18 protein-coding genes are annotated in these 19680 nt (G+C 63.5%); 5 read left to right on the top strand and 13 right to left on the bottom strand.

Annotated features, from left to right (window positions below):
- The first annotated feature begins 19 nt into the window (after positions 1–19).
- Entirely contained in the window at positions 20–256 is a 237-nt protein-coding gene (locus ACSHT2_RS32635; RefSeq protein ID WP_440639083.1) for a hypothetical protein, read from the top strand.
- 230 nt (positions 257–486) lie between these two features.
- Here ACSHT2_RS32635 and ACSHT2_RS32630 read toward each other — a convergent pair whose 3' ends face one another.
- From ACSHT2_RS32630 to ACSHT2_RS32580, 11 genes are all read right to left on the bottom strand, one after another.
- The gene (locus ACSHT2_RS32630) at positions 487–1482 is read right to left on the bottom strand and encodes a Bug family tripartite tricarboxylate transporter substrate binding protein (protein ID WP_440639081.1); all 996 of its coding nucleotides are present in this window, start codon (positions 1480–1482) and stop codon (positions 487–489) included.
- 173 nt (positions 1483–1655) lie between these two features.
- A complete protein-coding gene (locus ACSHT2_RS32625; RefSeq protein WP_440639080.1) occupies positions 1656–2417 on the bottom strand; it encodes an SDR family NAD(P)-dependent oxidoreductase in 762 nt (253 codons plus the stop codon).
- 35 nt (positions 2418–2452) lie between these two features.
- Positions 2453–4192, bottom strand: coding sequence for a nitrilase-related carbon-nitrogen hydrolase (locus ACSHT2_RS32620; RefSeq protein WP_440639079.1), 1740 nt, complete (start codon positions 4190–4192; stop codon positions 2453–2455).
- Between the two features lie 13 nt (positions 4193–4205).
- A complete protein-coding gene (locus ACSHT2_RS32615; protein ID WP_440639077.1) occupies positions 4206–5195 on the bottom strand; it encodes an acetamidase/formamidase family protein in 990 nt (329 codons plus the stop codon).
- Between the two features lie 33 nt (positions 5196–5228).
- Positions 5229–5957 (bottom strand): ABC transporter ATP-binding protein, encoded by a 729-nt coding sequence (locus ACSHT2_RS32610; protein ID WP_440639076.1) that lies wholly within the window; start codon positions 5955–5957, stop codon positions 5229–5231.
- Positions 5950–6666, bottom strand: coding sequence for an ABC transporter ATP-binding protein (locus ACSHT2_RS32605; protein ID WP_440639074.1), 717 nt, complete (start codon positions 6664–6666; stop codon positions 5950–5952). The genes ACSHT2_RS32610 and ACSHT2_RS32605 overlap by 8 nt, the downstream gene beginning before the upstream one ends.
- Positions 6666–7712 carry a branched-chain amino acid ABC transporter permease gene (locus tag ACSHT2_RS32600; RefSeq protein WP_440642977.1) on the bottom strand — a complete coding sequence of 349 codons (1047 nt, stop codon included), beginning with the start codon at positions 7710–7712 and terminating at the stop codon, positions 6666–6668. Before ACSHT2_RS32600 ends, ACSHT2_RS32605 begins: the two co-directional genes overlap by 1 nt.
- Positions 7713–7745: 33 nt before the next feature.
- Positions 7746–8618 (bottom strand): ABC transporter permease subunit, encoded by an 873-nt coding sequence (locus ACSHT2_RS32595; RefSeq protein WP_061883165.1) that lies wholly within the window; start codon positions 8616–8618, stop codon positions 7746–7748.
- Between the two features lie 94 nt (positions 8619–8712).
- Positions 8713–9966: an urea ABC transporter substrate-binding protein gene (locus ACSHT2_RS32590; protein WP_440639073.1), complete on the bottom strand. Its 1254-nt coding sequence runs from the start codon at positions 9964–9966 to the stop codon at positions 8713–8715.
- Between the two features lie 10 nt (positions 9967–9976).
- Positions 9977–10642, bottom strand: a complete 666-nt coding sequence (locus ACSHT2_RS32585) for an ANTAR domain-containing response regulator (RefSeq protein WP_440639071.1) — start codon at positions 10640–10642, stop codon at positions 9977–9979.
- Positions 10639–11799: a transporter substrate-binding domain-containing protein gene (locus ACSHT2_RS32580; protein WP_440639069.1), complete on the bottom strand. Its 1161-nt coding sequence runs from the start codon at positions 11797–11799 to the stop codon at positions 10639–10641. The genes ACSHT2_RS32585 and ACSHT2_RS32580 overlap by 4 nt, the downstream gene beginning before the upstream one ends.
- 655 nt (positions 11800–12454) lie before the next feature.
- On the opposite strand from ACSHT2_RS32580, the gene ACSHT2_RS32575 reads away from it, so the two are divergent.
- On the top strand, positions 12455–13591 hold the full coding sequence (locus ACSHT2_RS32575; protein ID WP_440639067.1) for a GNAT family N-acetyltransferase: 1137 nt from the start codon (positions 12455–12457) through the stop codon (positions 13589–13591).
- Between the two features lie 28 nt (positions 13592–13619).
- On the opposite strand, the gene ACSHT2_RS32570 is transcribed toward ACSHT2_RS32575, so the two are convergent.
- Both ACSHT2_RS32570 and ACSHT2_RS32565 read right to left on the bottom strand, forming a co-directional pair.
- Positions 13620–14843: an FAD-dependent oxidoreductase gene (locus ACSHT2_RS32570; protein WP_440639066.1), complete on the bottom strand. Its 1224-nt coding sequence runs from the start codon at positions 14841–14843 to the stop codon at positions 13620–13622.
- A gap of 74 nt (positions 14844–14917) precedes the next feature.
- Positions 14918–15220: a hypothetical protein gene (locus ACSHT2_RS32565; RefSeq protein WP_440639064.1), complete on the bottom strand. Its 303-nt coding sequence runs from the start codon at positions 15218–15220 to the stop codon at positions 14918–14920.
- A gap of 84 nt (positions 15221–15304) precedes the next feature.
- On the opposite strand from ACSHT2_RS32565, the gene ACSHT2_RS32560 reads away from it, so the two are divergent.
- From ACSHT2_RS32560 to ACSHT2_RS32550, 3 genes are all read left to right on the top strand, one after another.
- A complete protein-coding gene (locus tag ACSHT2_RS32560) occupies positions 15305–16651 on the top strand; it encodes a lipopolysaccharide biosynthesis protein (protein WP_440639063.1) in 1347 nt (448 codons plus the stop codon).
- 238 nt (positions 16652–16889) lie between these two features.
- Positions 16890–18065 (top strand): glycosyltransferase family 4 protein, encoded by a 1176-nt coding sequence (locus tag ACSHT2_RS32555; protein ID WP_440639062.1) that lies wholly within the window; start codon positions 16890–16892, stop codon positions 18063–18065.
- Positions 18066–18094: 29 nt separating this feature from the next.
- Positions 18095–19630: a glucosamine inositolphosphorylceramide transferase family protein gene (locus tag ACSHT2_RS32550; protein WP_440639060.1), complete on the top strand. Its 1536-nt coding sequence runs from the start codon at positions 18095–18097 to the stop codon at positions 19628–19630.
- Positions 19631–19680: the final 50 nt, after the last annotated feature.

The raw sequence follows: 19680 nt of genomic DNA, 5'->3' as shown, positions 1-19680 counted from the left end.
TCACGTCAGGGAAAACCGCATGCAGGGGCGGACGGGGCCGATTCAGCGGATGATTGCGCGGCTGCGCGTTCTTGGTGCCCTCGATGGCTTGCAAGATCCCGCCGCGCGAGACGCCTCCCCATTCCTCTTCCTCGTTGCCGTCGTGCTCGCGCTGCTGCTCGCAATCCTGGAAATCGATTTGAACAGCGCCGGGCTTCAGTCCCTTGGCTTGATGGACAATGCGTTTTCCGCCGATCCCGTGTTCAAGAGCCCATAGGAGATGCCTTGGTGCGGATGCCTTGGCGCGATCGACCGCTTGCTCGCGACACGCCGTGTCGTATAGATGGCTTTGATGTTCCAATCGAGGGAGGCTGAGGATGAAGGCTTTTTTGCTTGGCTGCGTCGCGGCCCTGGTCATCGCGATTGCGGGGATGGAAGTCTTGAATCGAATCCAGGAGCCCGTCGCTCAGGCGTTTTCTACGTCCGCGGTACGACTCTGAGAAGCGCTCAGTCGCGCTTGAGCCCGATCGACTTGACGATGGGAGCCAGGCGGACGAGCTCGTCCTCGACCAGACGCTGAAATTTGTCGGGGTCTGAATCGATGTCCGGCTCCAGACCTTGCGAACGATAGCCTTCCTGCAATCGAGGATCAGCCATCGCCGTGCGGGTCGCCGCAGCGATCCGCTCCACGATCGCATCCGGGGTTGCTTTTGGAGCAAACAGGCCAAACCAGCCGGCATATCTGAGGCCGGGCATGCCGGATTCGATGACAGTCGGAACTTCCGGCGCACCGCTCAGCCGCCGGACGCTCGTCACGGCGATCAGCCGCAGCTTGCCCGCAAAGTGCAATTGCAGGTTCTGGCTCGAGACCACCGCAATGACCGAGTTGATCTGGCCACTGACGAGGTCGTTGGTAGCGGCGGCCATGCCCCGGTAAGGGACGTGGATCAAATCCGCCGCAAGACCGGATTGCTGCCTGAACATCTCTCCGACGAGATGATTCCCGGTGCCGACCCCCGGAGTGCCATAGGAAAGCCCGCCCGGATTCGCCTTCGCAAAAGCTGCCAGCTCCCGCAGGTCCTTCACCGGCAAGGACGGATGAACAGCGAATGCAAGCGTGCTTGTTATCAGCCGATAGATGGCGCGGAAATCGCGAATCGTGTCGTAGGCAGGCTGCGCCGAGGACAAAGGAATCGTCACCTTCGTGCTGCCATTGCCGAGCAGAAGCGAGTAGCCGTCGGGAGCACTCTGCGCCACCGCGGCGGAGGCGATCGCACCACCGGCGCCGCCGATATTCTCGACATAGACCGGGCCGAGCAGCGGCGCGACCCTGTCGGCCCAAGGACGGCCGATCTGATCACCCGCAGCGCCCGCCGAATAGGGAATGACCAGCTTGACGGGGCGGGAGGGGTAATCGTCGGCGGTCGCAGCGCCGGGCCAGGCGGCCAGCGCCGTGAGCCGCGCCGCCGTATCGAGCAGTTCTCGCCGTGAGAGAAGGGACATCTTCTGCGTATTCGGGACCGAGCTGATTGTCTGGCACGAATAAGGGCGCCCGAAAATCCGCGCGGGGAGATCGCTGCCCTGCACAATGCGGGCAGCAGCAGCCGCGCTGGCCCAGCGCGATCACACGGTCAATTATGACGCGGGTGACAGATTTGCGTTTCAGCGCTCGCGCCTCAGAATTGCACACCGCGCGTCAGGGCACCGTCGACGACGAGGTTCGTTCCTGTGATGAAACTGGCGGCGCCACTTGCGAGAAATACGACGGCGTTCGCCATCTCCTGCGGCGTACCCATCCGGCCCGTGGGATTGAGCGCAAGCGCCGCCTTGTAGAGCTCGGGATTGTTGTCCTTGATGGTGTTCCAGACACCGCCTTCGAAATAGGTGTTGCCCGGCGAGACCGTGTTGGCGCGGATGCCCTTGTGCGCGAGCTGATTGGCGAGACCCTGCGTGTAGTGGATGATGGCGGCTTTGAAGGTGCCGTAGGGGCCGGCCGCGAAATCGACCTCGCGACCGGAGACGCTGGAGATGGCGACGATCGCACCGGCGCTGCTCTTCTCCAGATAAGGCATGGCCGCGTTCACCAGCCGGACCGTGCCCATCATGTCGGTCGAGAATTCCTTGGCCCAGCTTTCATCGTCCTGCCCGATGGCGAGCGCGCTCACATTGGCCACGACGACGTCGATTCCGTCCAGTTTGGTCGCCATGTCGACCACCCAGGCCTTGAGTGCCGCACCATCGGACACGTCGACCGCAGCGCCAAAGGCCGCGACGCCTTTGCTCTTGAGCGCTGCAACGGTGCTATCGACGTCCGCCTGATTGCGCGCACAGATGCCGACATTTGCGCCCTCGGCGGCAAAGGTCTCCGCGATCGCACGGCCTATCCCCTTGGTGCTGCCGGTGACGAGAACCTTGGCGCCCGCAAGTCCTAGATCCATGATCGGCTCCTTTTCTTCCCTGTAGATTTACACGTTCAGTGGTTATTTGCCATTGCCCTGACCAACCCTCGATAGCTGTGTGGCATTCGCATCGAAACGAGGTCCTTTCGTCGCACGACGTTGGTCGGGTACACGCTGTCCAGATTGGTGGTGTCGACGACAGCTGTAGCAAGGCTCGTGCCGTCCGCTGCAATCGCTTCGCGGCGGGGGAATTCGAACGTATCGGGACCGAACACGCCGCTCAGGCCGGGATAGCCGCCTTCGGGATCGAATACATTGGCAAACGCAAGGAATACGTTGTTCTCGCCAGCGCGGACCCGGAAGTGATGCCAATGATGCGGATCGGCGCCGGTCGGGATCGGTGCCGGCTGCAGAACGGACGTCCCCGGGTGTGGCGAACCGAAGGGTCCCTTGACCGCCGCGCAGCATGCGATGATGTCGCAGCCGCGAAGTGCGAGGACCCTCCCCGCTTCCGGAAACGCAGCATCGTGGCCGATCAGGAGGCCTACTCGTCCGATCGGCGTGTCGACGACGGTCCAGTCGTCGCCCGCTGTGGCCCAGCTCCGCTCCTCTTCGGTCAAATGCGTCTTGCGATAGAGCGTGATCTTTCCATCCGGCGCGATCAGGCAGGCGCTGTTATAGACGGCATCGCCCGCGCGCTCGGCCATCCCACAGACGATGTAGATCTGGAGTTGCGCAGCGAGCGCGCGCAGGTCCTCTGTGGCGGGGCCCGGTATCGGCTGCGCCGATCTCGCCGGATCTGCGAGGCCAGTGACCGCGAGTTCCGGGAATACGACGAGCACCGCGCCGTCGGCCTTGGCCTGCCGCGCAAGGTTCGCGATCGCCTCGAGATTTCGCGCAATACTGTCGCTGGGTGCGAATTGGGCCACGCCAATGCGCGAGCGCACGCCTTCAGGCCAGGGCTCGTGGCCATAAAGGCCGAAGAAATCGCGCGGATTCCAGCTGAAGGTGTCGGTGAGCAGCTCCGGATAAAGCTCGGGCCGGCGTTGAAGGAAGACAGGTTCGCCCAGCACGCGGCGTGCTCGCGCGACATCGAGATCGATCTCGGCAAGCGCGAACCCGTCGCCCTTGTCGAGAACCGTGATCACCTGGCCATCCGGCGCGATCACACAGCTTCCGCCGCTGAACTGGACGGTGCGCTCGAGACCCCAGCGGTTGCTCTCGATCACGTAGCAGCCGTTCTCGAAGGCACGGCTGATCCAGTAAGGCGCCGGCGTTCGCTCCGCGAGCCAGTTGGAGATATGGCAAATGACGTCCGCGCCCCCCAGCGCCATCAGCCGCGCGGTCTCCACGAAATGGATGTCCATGCATATGAGGAGCGCGATCCGTCCGATCGGCGTGTCGAAAACCTGGTTGTGCAGGTCGCCCGCCGCCGCCCATTTCGGTTCGGAGATATAGGGATGCGTCTTGCGATGGCGGCCGACGATGCCATCGGGCCCGACGAGCACGGCCGTGTTGAAGTAAATGTCGTCCTCGTCGACTTCGGGCATGCCGACCACGATGTAGCAGTCATACTTGCGTGCCAGCGCTACAAACCGGTCGGTGGTCGGCCCCGGAATTCTTTCGACAAAGGGCCGAACCTCGGCACGGTCGAACCAGCAATACCCCGTGGTTCCCATTTCCGGCGTGACGATGAGCTTCGCGCCGGCCGCCGCCGCCTGCTCACAGAGTTCGAGCAAGCGCGCGATGTTGCGCTCCTTCTCGAACATGATCGGCTCGAATTGGACGGTGGCGACCTTGTGTACGATGGACATGAGCTGGCTGGCCTCAACCGAGATACGACTTCTTGATGGAGGCGCCGAGCGTATACTTCGGATCGACCATGTTGCCGAGACGCACCCGGCCGGCCTGGGTCAGCAGCATGTAGGCATCGATCTCGTCGAAACCGTAGTCCGTCGCCATCCAGCGGCAAAGCTCGCGATAGGCGATGCGAGCTGCATCTTCCATCGGACGCGCCGAGCCGATCGTCATGATGAAGTCCCTGGTCTCCAGCCGCGGCCAGGCGATGGTCCACCCCTTGATCAGGTCGACCTGCACCGTGGTCACGGTCGGATGCTCGATGGCGACGCCGCAGAGCTCGCCGTCGCCCTGCGCCGCATGGCAGTCGCCGAGATAGAGCAACGCGCCCTTGGTGTTGACGGGCAGATAGATGATGGCGCCGACGCTGATGTCGGGCAGATCCATGTTGCCGCCATAGTAATCCGGGACCAGCGACGAGATCGCCTCGATCTCCGGCGATGTGCCGATGGTGCCGATGAAAGGCTCATAGGGCAGCGTGATCTTGTCGTTCCATTTGGTGCCGGTCTTGGCGTCGATCTCCAGCTTCTTGACCCGCTCGGGCAGCGCCGGATTGAGCAGCGCTGTGTTGCCCGTACTGACCAGGCCACCGAATTCCGGCATGATCACCGTGGTACCACGCGGCTGCGGCCCGCGCGGCACGATGCTCTCGATATAGACCGCGAGCGTGTCGCCTTTCTCGGCGCCGTTGACGTGGATCGGCCCGTTCTGCGGATTGAGAAACGGGAAGTTGAGAATCTTCGACGGGCTGTCGGTCTCCTTCTTGATGGCGCCCTCGAACGCGTCATGCGTTTCGGCGGCCACCACCGCGCCCGGATCGACCGTCAGCACCGGCTTCACATAGGGGCCGTAGACATAGTGGTACTTGCCCTGCTCGCTTTCCGTAATCGTGTACTCGGTGCCGCGCTCGCCCTTGGCGACGCCCTTGCGGGCCATGATGGAGTCTTTCTGCCAGGACATTTGCTTTTCTCCTTCTGTCGTTGGCCTAGGTCTTCAAACCGCAAGGTGACGGCGCATCTCGGCCGCGTCGTCGAGCGCCGCGCGATCGAGGTTCGCGACGATGCGTCCCTTGTCCATGACGTAGCAGCGCTGCGCCATGGCGCGGATCATGTCGAGATTCTGCTCGACCAGGATGATGGTCACCCCGGTCCTGCGGTTGAGCTCGACCATGTTGCGCGCGATGTCCTGGACGATGTTGGGCTGGATGCCCTCCGAGGGCTCGTCGAGCAGGATGAGGTTCGGGTCGGCGATCAGGACCCGTCCGATCGCGAGTTGCTGCTGCTGGCCGCCGGACATGGTGCCGGCGCGTTGATGCCAACGCTCCTCGAGGATCGGAAAGGCTTCGACGATCTTGCGCCGGCCCGCGTCGGGAATGCCGCCGCCCTTGATCGCTGCGCCGACCGCGACGTTCTCGCCGACGGTCAGCCGCGGAAACACGTCGCGCCCCTGCGGCACATAGCCCATGCCGAGGCGCGCCCGCTTGTGCGCGGGAAGAGACTCCACCGCCTCGCCGCGATAGACGATCGAGCCGTCCATGACCGGCACGAGCCCGATCAGGCTCTTCATCAGCGTGGACTTGCCGACGCCGTTACGACCGATGACGGCGACGATCTCCCCTTCCCGCACCTCGATCTCGAGCCCCTGGAGCACCGGTTTGCCGCCATAGCCGGCGCGCAGGCCCAGCGTCGACAGGATGACTTCCTTGCGCGGCACATCAAGCATGGGCCTGCCCCAGATAGATCGCCGCCACGCGTTCGTCGGCCACGATCTCGTCGATCGAGCCCTGCGCGAAGACCTGCCCGAGATGCAGCACGGTGACGCGGTGCGCGACCTGCCGCACGAAGGCCATGTCGTGCTCGATCGCCAGCACCGTCATGCCGCCGGCATTGAGCCGCTGCACCATCTCGCCGGTCATGTGGGTTTCCTCGGGCGACATGCCGGCGGTGGGCTCGTCCAGCAGCAGAAGGCGCGGCTTCAGGCTGACCGCCATGCCGATCTCGAGCCATTGCTTCTGGCCATGGCTGAGATTGCCGGCGATCTGCGCCTGCTCCGATTCCAGCCCGAGGAAGGCCAGCAGCCGGCCGATCTCCGCTTCGAGCTCTGCCCCGCGATGCCGGCTCTGCAGGGCGATCTCGAGATTCTGGCGGACCGACAGGCCCTTGAAGACGCCGGGCACCTGGAACTTGACCGAGAGGCCGCGGTGAATCCGCGCAAAGGATTTCAGCGCAGTGATGTTCTCTCCGGCGAAGAGAATGTCGCCGCTGCCAGGATGATGCTCGCCGAGGATCAGGCGAAACAGCGTACTTTTGCCGGCACCGTTCGGGCCGATCAGGCAATGGATCTCGCCAGCTTGCAGCGTGAGATCCACGGAATTGGTGACGTGCAGACCACCGAAATGCTTGTTCAACTGACGCAGTTCGAGCAGCGACATCAGCCGGCCCTCTGCGTGAAGCGGGCGGCGATGCGGCCGAGCCAGTTCATCACCCCGAGCACGAGACCGTTCGGGGCGATTAGGACCGTGAGCACCAGCAGCACGCCCATGAAGACCAGCGCGTACTGGCTGCCATAGATGGTGAGCGCCTGGAACGCGGCGAGCACCACCAGCGTGCCGATCACGGTCGACGTCAGGTCGCTGCGACCGCCGACTGCGACCCAGATCAGCGGCAGCGCCGCGGCCGTCATGCCCATGCTCGACGGCGTGATGTACTGCCCCCACACCGTGTAGAGCACACCCGAGATTCCCGCGAGCGCGGCGCCGATGACGAAGGTGATGAGCTGGTACTTGCGTATGTCGTAACCCAGCATCTCCGCTCTCTCGGGGTTCTCACGGATCGCGACGATGACGTTGCCGAAAGACGAGTTCATCAGGATGCGCAAGGCCAGATAGACGAAGACGAGGAGGCCGAGCACGAGGTAGTAGAGCCCGATGTCGGCGAACAGCACGATCGGCTCCCCCGGCCAGGGGATGGTCAGCGGCGGCATCGCGCTCATGCCGTTGAAGCCGTTGAGCCGCGCAGCTCCGATGTGCCATTCCGGCCCCGCAGTCTGTGCCATGAAGCGTTCCAGCATCAGGGTCACTGCGAGCGTGACGATGCCGAGGAACACGCCGGCGATGCGGCCGAAGAACATGAAATAGCCGAGCAACACCGCAAATAGCGCAGCGATCGCCACCGCAATCACCAGCGCCAGCAGCGTGAAGCCGTAGGCGGAGCCGAAATTGATGGTGAGGATGCCATAGCCATAGCCCGCGATCCCGAAGAAGGCGGTCTGGCCGAAGGAGAGCGAGCCGCCATAGCCCCAGATCACGCACAGGCTGAGCGCGATGAAGACCCAGACGAAGAAGTAGACGGTGTTGCCGACCGTGTAGCCGTCGCTGAACAGCGGATAGGCGAGCGCGACGGCGAGCACGAGGGCGAAGAGGCCCCAGAAGGCCGGACCGCGACCGACGGTCTGCGGGCCTTCGAGGCGGCGAAACATTGCGAGGAGACCGGTCACGACGCCATCACTCCGTCAGGTGCGCTCGCGCAGCACGAAGCCGGAAATGCCTTTCGGCAACACCCGGACGACGATGATGACGGCGACCAGGAGGCCGATCTGGCCGAACAGCTGTCCCTGCCAGGACGTCATCACCGACTTCACCACCGCGAGCACGCCGCCGGCCGGTGCCGTACCGAGGAAGACGTCGGCGCCGCCGATCACGACGGTGACGAAGGCCTCCATGATGAAGGTCGCGCCCATGGTCGGCACCAGCGTCATGGTCGGCGCGTAGAGACCGCCGGCAAGACCGGCGAGCCCTGCCCCGCAGGCAAAGGTGAGGCTGTAGACCAGGCGCGTATCGACGCCGAGCGCCGCCGCCATATGCGGCACCTGGATGGTGGCGCGCGCCAGCACGCCGAAGCGGGTCCAGTTGAACAGCGCATAGAGCGCGGCGAGCACGCCGAGTGCGGCACAGAACAGCACGATGCGATAGATCGAATAGGAGTAGTCGCCGACCTGGAAACTGCCGAACGGCGTGCCGACGCCTGCCATGGTCGATCCGACCATGATCAGCGTGCCCTGCGTAGCGATCAGGCTCAGCCCCCAGGTGGCGACGATGGTATCGAGCGGCCGGTCGTACAGATGACGAATGACCGCGAGCTCCACGACGACGCCGACCAGCGCCGACACGAGCGTGCCGGCGAGTATCCCCAGCGGCAACGGCAGGCCGGCATGCACGGTCGCGGCAGTGACGTAGGCGCCGCACATGATGAACTCGCCATGGGCAAGATTGATCACGCCCATCATGCCGAAGATCACCGCGAGCCCGCAGGCCGAGAGCACCAGGAATGCGAAGGCGTCGCCGAATTGATAGAGCGCCGAGAAGACGTGGGTCGCAATGTCCATGTATCAACCAAGAAGTGCGAGGATGCGGCAGTGCCGCCACAGATGTCCGTGATCGCCCCGGCCAGCCGCGAAGGCCGGGGCGACCTGCCGCCGGTCAGGGCTTCGGCGGAGGATTCGAGGGCGTGTACTGAGCCATCGGATCCTTCTTGGTGAGATCGCAGCCGGCATCGCCCAGCCAGTACGGCTTGATGTCCTCCCAGACCTTGGGGAAGGAGATCGAGTGATCGGCACCGACCTTCGCGAGATAGATCGTGTGCGACATGTGCTGGCTCTTCGGGTCGATGCAGACCTTGCCCTCCGGCGCGTCCATGCAGACGTCGCCCGCCGCGATCACCTTGCGGATCTCCTCGCGCTTGGTCGACTTCGCGCGCTCCACCATCTGCTTGTAGAGATAGACGGCGAGATAGGAGTTCTCCGCCTCCTGGTTCACATAAGGCTCGCTCGGGAACTTGGCCTTGAACTTGGCGTAGAACGCCTTGCTCTTGGGCGAGTCGATCTCCTCGATGTAGTTGGTGGTGACGTACATGTCCTTCAGGCTCGGCGGCTTGAAGCGCTTGTGCTCGTAGCCCTGCCCGACATTGACCGAGGAGGCCATCGGCAGGTTGACGTTGGCGGAGGCCGCCTGCTCATAATAGGAAGCCTGCGCGGTGCCGACCAGCAGCGTGACCACGAAGTCCGGCTTGGCCTTCTGGATGTTCTGGATGCTCTGCGAGAATTGCGATACGCCGAGCGGGATGAACTCCTCGCCGGCCATCTTGCCGCCGTTCTCCTTGACGATCTTGCGGACCCACTCCGCCGAGATCTGGCCGAAATTGTAGTCGGCTGCGAGCGTGTAGACGTTCTTGCCGTACTTCTCCATCATGTAGGGGATGAGCGTCGAGAACTGCTGCTCGGGCACGGCGCCCGTCACGATCATGTGGCCGTCGCAGACGCCGCCTTCATACTGGTTGTTGTAGAAGGCAAAACCGTTGAACTGGTCGACGATCGGACGGTACGCCTCGCGCGAGGCCGAAGAGAAGCCCGCGAACACGACGTCGACCTTGTCGCGCTGGAGCACGCGCCGCATGAACTCCTGGTAGCGGGTGTTGTCGGATTGCGTGTCGTAAGCGACGAGCTCCAGCGGCCTGCCCATGATGCCGCCGGCCTTGTTGATCTCGTCGGCGGCGAGCTGGATGGCGTGAACCTTGCCGATCGTGGCCGCGGCGAAATCGCCGGACTGATCCTCCAGCACGCCGAGCTTGATCGGGTTTTCCGCCGCGAGCGCCAAGTGTGATCCAAGGGGTGATCCGAGGACAAGCGTCCCCGTGAGGGCTGCGGCGCGCAGCCCCCGCAATACAGACTTGCTCATTTTGCTTCTCCTAGATGGCCTGCTTGTTGCCGCCTTGCAGCGCAATGCCGGTCGTGCGGCTGGACGTGTCGGGCGGCTTCGCCCGCTTGCTCAGAAACTCCTCGCAATAGAGTTCCATGTTCTGCCGCGCGCGCATGCTCTCGCGGCGGAGCTGGGAATAGGCACCTTCCTCGTCGAGGTCCTCCTGCCGCATCAGCAGGATGACGGCCCGGATCACCGCGCGGCGGCCGCGGCGGCGCTCCTCGAGACCTTGCAGGCGCTCATACATCTCGGCGCGCAACAGGAACTGGTTGATGCCCATGAACAGGGACGTGTAGACCGCGCCGCCATGCACCGGCTTGCGCAGGAACGAGGTCGCGCCCAGATTGACCAGCGCCTTGAGCCGGCTCGGCGCCTCGACGCCAACGAGGCCGATCACCGGCGCCGGCGGCAATCGCGAGGCAGGATTGACCTCGATCGCCACTGCGCCTTCGAGATCGCCGTCGATGAACAGGATGTCACGGTCGGCCTGCAGACTCGCAACATCGATCTGAGCGCGACCGTCGACGATTTCCGGGTACTCCGTGGAAACGCCGAGCTTGGCCAGCGTCGTTTCGAGCGCGCTCTCCCACCCTCCTCGCCTGGTGACGACGATGGCACGGCCGCCCTTGAAGTTCTGCAGCAGTCGGGAGCTCATGATTGCACCACCTTCAAATGTGGAGAGCGCATTGCGCTGGCAAAGCGCGGCGACGACTGAACGAGATAGGGATCCGGCGCGATCGGCTCGCGGGATTCCAGCAGCACTTCGAACTGCCCGCTGGCGGTCGACCGGCCGATCCGAGGCGTGAGCCAGGCGTGGAAGGTCTGGCGGTCGATGCGGACCTCGCCTTGCGGCGCGTGCAGTCGCTGGTCTGCCACGGCGGCGCGTACCGTGCGGGCGTCGTCGGTGCCGGCCTGCGACAAGGCCGCTCCGAGCAGCTTGACGGCGATGTAGGACGCTTCGGCGTCCGCCGACGAGACCGGTCCATCCGGAAAGGACGTGGTGTAGGCGCGAATGAAGGCGCCGTTTTCCGCCGAGTTCAGCGAAGAAAAATAGACACTGGAGGACAGATGTCCATCGATCGCATCCGGGCCGATCTCCGGCAATTCGGGCTCCGACAGCGTGCAACTCGCGACCGGGATTTCCGCGGCCTGATCGATGCCGCGCGCGCGGCAGGCGGCCCGGAACGCCCGGAAGAACGCGTAAGCGCTGGTGCCGATCAGATTGTTGAAGACGAAGTCGGGACGCTGGTCGATGATCGCCGCGATCACCTGATCGACCTCGGTATCGCCGACGGAGAGATACCGTTCGGCGAGCACGGTGCCACCGCGCGCAGTCAATGCCTCTCGGAAGATGCGATTGTTTTCCCAGGCCCAGATGTAGTTCGAGCCGACGCAGAAGGCGCGCGAACCGAGGCGGGATGCCAGGTAGTCGACGAGTGGCAGCACGTGCTGGTTCGGCGCTGCGCCGGTGTAGATGACGTTATCGGAACTCTCGAATCCCTCGTAGTGAGACGGATACCACAGCAGTCCGTCGAGCTTCTCGAAGCACGGGATCACCTCCTTGCGGCTCGACGAGGTGTAGCAGCCGACCACATGCCGGACGCCGGAGCCGAGAAGCTCGAGACTCAGCGAGCGGTAGCTCGCGAGGTCGCCGGACGGATTCACGACCACCGGTTCAAGCGCAATATCGCCACCGCTCGCGTTGATCTCGCGAAAGGCGAGCAGCGCCCCGTTCAGCATCGACCGCGCGACGACGCTATAGGACCCCGTCGTCGAGAGCATTACACCGATCCGATATGTCGTCCGCGCCATCACTCGTTCCAAAATGAAAAAGGCGCCCATCGGCCGTTAAGCCGAGGGCGCCCTCGCCGCCAACCGAGCACGCGAAACCCGCGCGATGTTGGAAATGGTTGAAGCTCGCTGCGTTGACGGGCTGAACTGCCCAACGCTTGCGTAGCACGGTCGTTGAGATCAGTTACGAAGTCAAGCGCGTTATTGCAGCGAAAGCTGCTACGATTCGTATCGTGGTGCAGCAAAACTGTGCAGCCGATCCGAGGCACCGCCTCGATGCGCCGGAGACATCACGGCACGCCTGAAGCTCTGTTTTCAAGCCTGACGTGCGCTATCGAAGGTTGGGAGGTCGAGCCTGCCGATGGACCCGTGCCAAGCCAAGTCGCCGGCACTTTCCACGACGAGCGACGGGCATCTCTGTCGGCTTCGGATTCGTCGGCGGTATGAATTCCAGCCGGCGAGGCGTCATCTGGCATCAAGCGGCCACCGCATAATCTCATTCTCAGCCTTCGGTCCATGCACCTCCGGCATATTAAGAGCCTGGTAACGATAAGAACGTCGTTGAACTCATTAATGCAAATCGCACGCTGCCGGTGTCTGCCTCGTAACGACCTTGCTATAAGCGCAGTCAGGCGCGATCGACGCTCGCGAATTGACCTGGCTTCATTGATTGCTCATGAACAAGCTTAGCAACACGTTCGACATCGTCGTCGAGCAGTCGTTCGACTTTCTGTCTCCGGAATATGCAGAGCTGTTTGATCGCTCGGCCGCCACTGCGTTCCAGCATCCGGTCTGGCTGCATAGCCTCTACACCAGGCTCGCGCCGGAAACGGGCGCAACTCCTCTGGTCGTCGTGGTCCGCCACCGCGCGACGGGGGCCCTCGCGATGGTGCTGCCCCTGCTCCGGATCCGGCGCGGTCCGATACGAACCGTCGAGTTCGCCGACCTCCGCGTTTCTGACTACCTGGCGCCGGTTTGCAGCCCGGACGTGTTCTCGCAACTGCTCGACGACGCGGCTGCGTGCGCGCAGATTCGGCGCCTTGTCCGTCCTTTCGATCTGCTCCGAATGGTCAAGCTGCCCGACGGACGGCTTCCGATCGAAGACCTCCTGGCTGCGTCACGCCGCGTAGCGATGGACACCAATGCCTACGCGACGGTCCTCGTCGCGCCGTTCGAGCAATGGCGTGCCAGCACGCTCGATCGCTCCTATCAGAAGGAGCTCGCAAAGAAACGTCGTCAGCTCGAGAAGAAGGGCGCGCTGAGCTTCTCGTGCTGCGGCGACAGCGCGTCGGTGCTCGAGGCGCTGGACGTCATGAGGAAGTTCCGGGGTCCGCGCTTTCACGCACAGGGCGACGGAGACCTGCTGCAGCGCCCCGAATACTACGGCTTCTATTCCGCCGTCGCGCTTGGCGGCCTCGGTTCCTTTGTCCGCCTCTATGCCATGAAGATGGACGGCGAAGTGATTGCCGCCGTGCTCGGACTATGCCACCGGGGCAGCTTCCTCATCATCATGAGCGCCTTCGACATCGCCGGCTACAAGAGCCAATCCCTTGGCGCGCTGATGTTCGAGCAGGTGGCGCGGGACTGTATCGAGCGCGGAGATCAGATGCTCGATTTCACCATTGGCGACGAGCCATACAAGAAATTGTTCGGCGGGCAGCCTTCGCCGATGTGGGCGGTGACGCAGGCCGGCAGCGCCGCAGGCGCCATCGCCCTGTTCGCGCTGAAGCAGGCTCCCTGGCTCAAGCTGGCGGCCAAGCGGCTATCGGACTTGAGACTCCAGCCCGCGCGCACCCCAACTCCCACGCGCTGACCGACGGCACGCGAAGGAGGAGCAGAACTCAGGCGCGCAACGCGCCGCGGACACGCCCGAGCCAACCGGGGTGCATCTGATCGACGCGATGTGTCAGACTGCGCCGCAGGAAGTGCAACCGTCGCCGCACGTCCCAGCCGATGTCGTTGCGGGATGTCAGGGCCTGCCGGAAGCGCGCCATCTTCAGCGACTGCTGGTCCGCGGCGATCTTGTCGCGATCGGAATAGAACTGCGAGATCTTCTCTCGGCCCATGCCTGCGGTCATGAGCCACCGCGGCGCGTATTCGGTGCAAAGACGGTCGACGTCCACCAGCAGGCGGGCGACACCCGTGCCGGCGGCGGGACAGTTGGTCTGGAACGCATCGCCGATGAGCACGACGCCGGACTGGAGATGCCCCTCGACGACAGTCAGATCCATCACCCAATTCTGGACCCGGTCGGTCACGCGGAAATCGCCGAGGTAGTCCTGCAATCCCGGCAGCAGGCGCAAGACTGTCGCTTCCGGTTCGCGACGCAACTCGCGCATGATCGGATCGGTCGGATCGCGAAACATGAAGAGATTGGCCCGCGTGCCGGTACGGACCGGAAACAGGCTGAGATAGTCGATGCCGTCCGCCGTGCGTTCGCCATAGCAGGTCAGCGCCTCGAAATCGAACGGGGTGCCGTCCCGGCGAGCGATCGTGAAGCCGAACGAGACCGAATGGCGCTCGGCCAGCACGCGCCGCCTGATGCCGAGCTTGTAACCCAGGACTCCCGCCATGCCAGTGGCCAGAACAACGAGGCGCGCTGTGACGCGCCGTCCGGAGGCCAGTTCGAGATGCTGGACATCGTCGCTGTTGCTGATCGCCGTGACCTCGTCGACGATCAGGTGGGATGGATCGGGGATCTGGCGACGCGCCATGGCGACGAGATCGGCATAGGGGAATCCGTAAGCCTGGCCGACGCTGACATCGACCACTTTGCCCTCCCGGATGTTGAGCACCTGGTCATATCGGCAAGCGACGTCCTCAAGCGCGTTGAGAAAGCCCAGCTTGCGAAACAACTCCAGCTGATGGCCGCCGATCTTTTCGACCCGGAATTCGTCCGGATAGATCGCGCGCTTGTCGACGAGAGCAACGCGATGCCCCGCCCGCGCCAGCACGGCCGCCGCCAGCGATCCCGCAAGGCCGCCGCCGACAACGGCGATGTCGGAGACGATCGTTGCCGTCTCGCCCTCATCGATCGGCTCGGTCACGGCTCCATCCGTCATCATGGCTTCGGCTCCAGGTTCACGGAGGTTCCAGTGCAACTCTCCCGCCTGATGTCGCATCGCGGAGCCGAGTGCGATCATTTCCGAAGATTGAGGTTAATGACCGGAAGCGGCGGGCGCGCTGCCGCCGTTCCGGCACGCGTCTTGCTCGAGATGCTCCGTAGATTCCGGGTTCCGACATCCCGGCGACCGATCCCGCGCCATTCCGCACTCGAACGGCCGATCTCGCCTTCTTCGGTCGTCCATGCAGAGCTAAGCCGTCGGTCGGTCGAGCTGGACTTTGCACCAACCAGGACAATGAGGACGATAATGTTCCAGAGTGAAGCAGCCGACGTAGCCGCGCTATCGTCGCGGCCGGCGAGATCCTGCATCTCGTCCATTAACACTCGCGCCGTTGCAGCATGCTAGGTTGTCGCCGGTATCGGAACACGTCTCTTCAGGGGAACGCAGCCCCTTAAACCTCCATGATCGAAGTCATCCTCCAGTTCATGCGGCGCGATGTCACGCGCGGTGTTGCCGGGACCATCCTCCTCAAGGTTGGCAGCGGCGTGCTCGCGTTTGCATTGTTCTCGCTGGCGGCACGAACGATGTCGCCCGATGGCTTCGGCATCTTTGCGACCTGGCTCTCCGTCGCCCAGATCGCAGCCGTCCTGGGACTGGTCGGCCAGGAATCACTGCTGGTGCGATTCCTCAACGAGTATCAGGTCAGTGAGAGGCCGGACCTCACCAAAGGCGTCCTCCTGTCGAGCTTCAAGATCGCCTCGGTCGCAATGCTGATCGTGATCGCCGGGATCGCCATCGTGGCAAGCATGAGAGGCGACTGGTGGCTGCTGATCCTCGTGGTGTCGGCCTATACGGCCGTCAACGCCGCAGTGATGCTGGGGAGCCAGATTGCTCGCTCGCTGGTCAGCATTCTCATGGGCGAAGGAAATCGCGAGTTCTTCTGGCGAGTCATCGTCGTCCTGTTCCTGCTCGCCATGCTGCTCAGCCATCGGCAACTCGATCCCACCGAGTTGATCGCGGTGATGACGATGGCCATGTCGGTGGGCCTGATTGCGCAGATCATTTCGATCGCGCGAGTGCTGCCGGATTTGCGCGGTACGCCGGCGCGCACCGAGACGTCCCGCTGGCGATCGAGCGCTCTTCACTTCTGGCTCGCATCCATCCTTGAAGCCGCAAACCAGTATTTCGACGTCATTCTGGTCTACTGGATGCTGGATCCGACGACCGCCGGAATCTACTTCGCCGCCTCGCGCCTCGCCAACATCTTCGCCATGCTGTCCGCAGCGCTGTACACTTTCGGCGCGCGCCGGCTTCCGTCACTGTATTTCAGCAAGAACCACCGGGAGTTCGAGCGGACCTTGCGATTGATGGCGGAAGTGACCGCGCTTTGCGTTGTCGCGGGTCTCGCCACGATCTGGATCGGCGGCCCCTATCTCCTCAACCTGTTCGGACCTCATTTCACCGCACAGCACTCGGTCTTGATCGTGCTCGCAATCGGGACCGCCATCCAGGCGGCAGGCGGCCCATCTGCTGCGATCCTGCAGCTGACCGGCCATGAACGAATCTATGTGCCGGTCGTTGCCGCCAACGTGGCGCTACGGCTCGTGGGATTTATCGTCCTCATTCCCTGGCTCGGCGTGCTTGGCGCGGCGATTTCGGCGACGGTGTCGCTCGCGCTCGCGACCATTGCCCTGAACGTCCTCTGCCGCCGGCGATCCGGGGTGGATCCTTCGGTCCTCGTGCTCTTGCGCTTCTCTGCTTCGAGGCGTGGCAACTATGCAGTTCGCGGCGCGGATTCGAGCGATTAGGTGTCATCAGGCCGCGGCTCGGGGAATCCGCAGTCACACGCCGGCAGAGTGCAAGACCGATTGGTTAACGCACTCGCCGCGCACCATCCAGGAAACAGCGGAAATGCCGCGCGAACGATGTCGTTGCAAAGGCCTCGCATTAACTCCGTTTGTTGCTAGCCGATGTCCACGCGATACCCGCATGATAGGTACGGAGTTAAGAAGGTGAAGATTTCGTTTCTTTAGCGGGTCGGGGTCCGTGCTCCACTATCAGCCGAACAAGGAATTGGGCGAGACGAGCGCGACGGCTTTGGCGCCGTCAAGCAACGGCGGGCCGAAACCGCACGTGCTTCTCGCGCAAACCCAGGCCGAGAACGCCGGTGCGCAGGAGATCTCGCGGCTTCTCGGCGCCGGGCTCACCGCTCGCGGCTACCGGGTCACCCATCTATTCTTCTTCCGCAAATCGGACTCTTTCGATGAACCGCCGGATACGCTCTACTGCGCGCCGAGCCGGCCGGGCAATCCGGTGGCGCTGCTGCGGATGCTGCGGACGCTCGGCCGCCATATCAGGGCCACGAGGCCCGACGCCGTCCTGACTTTCCAGCATTTCGGCAACGTCATCGGCGGTGGCGTGACGCGCCTTGTCAGCCGTGCACCGGTTGTCGCAAATCAGGTTTCATCCGCGCTGTCGATGAGCTGGCCGGTCCGCACCGCCGACATCGTCATGGGCAGCCTCGGCTTCTTCGACTGCATCACGCTCAATTCGAAGGACATGCAGCGCGAATATTCGCGCTACCCCGCGGCCTACCGCTCGCGCATGGTGCATGTGCCGCACGGCTTCGACGACAAGGCCCTCACCCTGTCGAAGGAGGCTGCACGACATAAGTTCAACCTGCCGCCGGACTGCGTCCTGCTTGGCTGCGCGGCAAGGCTGCATCCGCACAAGCGGCTCGATATGGCGATACGTCTATTGCCGGATCAACCATCCTGGCACCTTGCGCTTGCCGGCCAGGGCGCCGACGCGGCCCGACTGAGACAGCTCGCGAACGACTTGAACGTCTCGGACCGACTGCATTGGCTCGGGGAGATTCCTCCCAGCCGGATGGCGGACTTCCTGGCCTGCCTGGACGTGTTCGTGTTTCCGACACAGGCTGAGACCTTCGGTCTGGCCGCTGTCGAGGCCGCAAACGCCGGTGTTCCCTCCGTCGTGACCGATCTTCCCGTCCTGCGCGAAGTATTGTCCTACGAAGGGAGACCGACCGCACTCTTCGTCGATACCTCGGATCATGCGGAGCTCTCCGCAGCCGTCTCCACGCTGTTGACGGACAAGCACCTGAGCGACGAACTGCGACAAAACGCCAAAGGCCTGAGATTGCGCTATTCGGTAGATGCGATGGTTGACGAATACGTTCGTATTCTCGATCAGGTCATTTGACATGATCCGTTGAAACAGATTGGCTCGACATGATCATCGAGTTTCGCTGTGAACGCGACTACGCGCGGCAATGGATGGCCCGCGAGACGCTGTCGATCGACGGCCGGGACGTGCCTGTGCGAATCATATGGGCGCCAACGGCGGAGCCGCGGCCCGCGGGACTCGACGCCCTGTTCGAACTCGAACGCGTGGTGCTGCGCAAAGGCAAACATGGCGGCGCAGACAGGCTGAAGATTATTTCGGAAGGGGCGCAGGCTTGCGGCGGCACCGCCGACATGATCGTCGATTTTACGGGCGCCGCGCGGGATCCGAGCTGCTCTGCCCGGCTGTATCTGCGTCCGCTGTTCAACGGAGTCGCGGGCGAAAATGCCGCCCTCGCCGCCATTCTCGCCGGCGACTTGCCCGTGATCGACATCGTCAACGAGGTCGATGGCTCGGTCCTCGACCGCGGCCATCCATCGGGAGAAATTGCCGCGGGCCTCAGCGGCGCGCTCGAAACGGTCATGGCGCGAACCCTGACCATGTTGGCGGCGATCCTGTCGGGAAGACCGCGAGTTGTACCGCAGCTGGCGCGCCCCGCTGGAAATGGCTTGCGCCGCGGACCCGTCGGCTATGTCGCTCGCGGCCTTGCCGTATCGATCGCCAAGGAGATTTATCGCCTCTGCTGCTATGCCCCGCATTGGCATATCGGATGGCGCTTCAACGACGGCGCGGGCGTCTGGCAGACCGGAGATCTATCCGGCCCAGGCTGGAACGTTCTGGGGGATCCTGGAAACCACTTCTACGCCGATCCCTTTCCGATCACGTGGCAGGGACGCACATTCGTCTTCTTCGAGGATCTCGATCACCGCGTCGGAAAAGGCATCATTTCGGCGATCGAGTTCAATGACGCGGGGCCGGTCGGCGAGGTGATGCCGGTGCTGGAGGAGCCCTGGCACCTCTCCTATCCGTTTCTGATCGAAGACGATGGCGAGCTGTGGATGATCCCGGAGAACTCGACGCGCGGGGACGTCGCCCTCTACAAATGCGTTCGGTTTCCGGACAAATGGGAGCGATATGCGACGCTCCTTTCCGGCCTCGAGCTGGCCGACGCCACGATCACGCGGCACAACGGCCTGCACTATCTGTTCGGCGCCTGGCGCGACGGAACGGGTGGCTATTCGGATTCCCTGGCAATCTACTACGCCGACCGCCTCTTGGGGCCCTGGTCGGCCCACGCCAGCAATCCGGTCTTGATCGACCGCGCAAGCACGCGGCCGGCGGGGAATTTCGTCACCCTCAATGACAAATTATGGCGACCGGTCCAGGACTGTACCGATGGATACGGCGCAGCGCTCGCCTTGGCGGAAGTGGTCGAACTGTCGCCGACGGCGTTCAAGCAGATCGTCCGCCACTCACTAAAACCCGGACCGGCATGGCCCGGCAGGAAGTTGCATACCTTGAACCGCTGCGGCCGGCTCGAGGTGATCGACGGATCGCGCGTCCAACCCAAGACGAGTGCCTTCGCGAGTCAATTTCCGCCGACCGTCTTGTCTGCACGAACGAGCCCGAGTTCCGCTGTTTGATCTGCGTTTCGCTCGCCGACCCGCTCACGGCGATCAGAATTCTCGGGTGG

Origin of the sequence: Bradyrhizobium sp. PUT101, assembly GCF_052043945.1 — a bacterium.
Lineage (GTDB): Bacteria > Pseudomonadota > Alphaproteobacteria > Rhizobiales > Xanthobacteraceae > Bradyrhizobium.
The sequence above is the reverse complement of the archived record's forward strand: the minus strand, read 5'-3'. Positions and strand labels throughout refer to the sequence as shown.

Coding starts and splice junctions, on each gene's coding strand:
- ACSHT2_RS32635 (WP_440639083.1), top strand. CDS start 20: ATGCAGGGGCGGACGGGGCCGATTCAGCGGATGATTGCGCGGCTGCGC.
- ACSHT2_RS32630 (WP_440639081.1), bottom strand. CDS start 1,482: ATGTCCCTTCTCTCACGGCGAGAACTGCTCGATACGGCGGCGCGGCTC.
- ACSHT2_RS32625 (WP_440639080.1), bottom strand. CDS start 2,417: ATGGATCTAGGACTTGCGGGCGCCAAGGTTCTCGTCACCGGCAGCACC.
- ACSHT2_RS32620 (WP_440639079.1), bottom strand. CDS start 4,192: ATGTCCATCGTACACAAGGTCGCCACCGTCCAATTCGAGCCGATCATG.
- ACSHT2_RS32615 (WP_440639077.1), bottom strand. CDS start 5,195: ATGTCCTGGCAGAAAGACTCCATCATGGCCCGCAAGGGCGTCGCCAAG.
- ACSHT2_RS32610 (WP_440639076.1), bottom strand. CDS start 5,957: ATGCTTGATGTGCCGCGCAAGGAAGTCATCCTGTCGACGCTGGGCCTG.
- ACSHT2_RS32605 (WP_440639074.1), bottom strand. CDS start 6,666: ATGTCGCTGCTCGAACTGCGTCAGTTGAACAAGCATTTCGGTGGTCTG.
- ACSHT2_RS32600 (WP_440642977.1), bottom strand. CDS start 7,712: ATGTTTCGCCGCCTCGAAGGCCCGCAGACCGTCGGTCGCGGTCCGGCC.
- ACSHT2_RS32595 (WP_061883165.1), bottom strand. CDS start 8,618: ATGGACATTGCGACCCACGTCTTCTCGGCGCTCTATCAATTCGGCGAC.
- ACSHT2_RS32590 (WP_440639073.1), bottom strand. CDS start 9,966: ATGAGCAAGTCTGTATTGCGGGGGCTGCGCGCCGCAGCCCTCACGGGG.
- ACSHT2_RS32585 (WP_440639071.1), bottom strand. CDS start 10,642: ATGAGCTCCCGACTGCTGCAGAACTTCAAGGGCGGCCGTGCCATCGTC.
- ACSHT2_RS32580 (WP_440639069.1), bottom strand. CDS start 11,799: ATGGCGCGGACGACATATCGGATCGGTGTAATGCTCTCGACGACGGGG.
- ACSHT2_RS32575 (WP_440639067.1), top strand. CDS start 12,455: ATGAACAAGCTTAGCAACACGTTCGACATCGTCGTCGAGCAGTCGTTC.
- ACSHT2_RS32570 (WP_440639066.1), bottom strand. CDS start 14,843: ATGATGACGGATGGAGCCGTGACCGAGCCGATCGATGAGGGCGAGACG.
- ACSHT2_RS32565 (WP_440639064.1), bottom strand. CDS start 15,220: ATGGACGAGATGCAGGATCTCGCCGGCCGCGACGATAGCGCGGCTACG.
- ACSHT2_RS32560 (WP_440639063.1), top strand. CDS start 15,305: ATGATCGAAGTCATCCTCCAGTTCATGCGGCGCGATGTCACGCGCGGT.
- ACSHT2_RS32550 (WP_440639060.1), top strand. CDS start 18,095: ATGATCATCGAGTTTCGCTGTGAACGCGACTACGCGCGGCAATGGATG.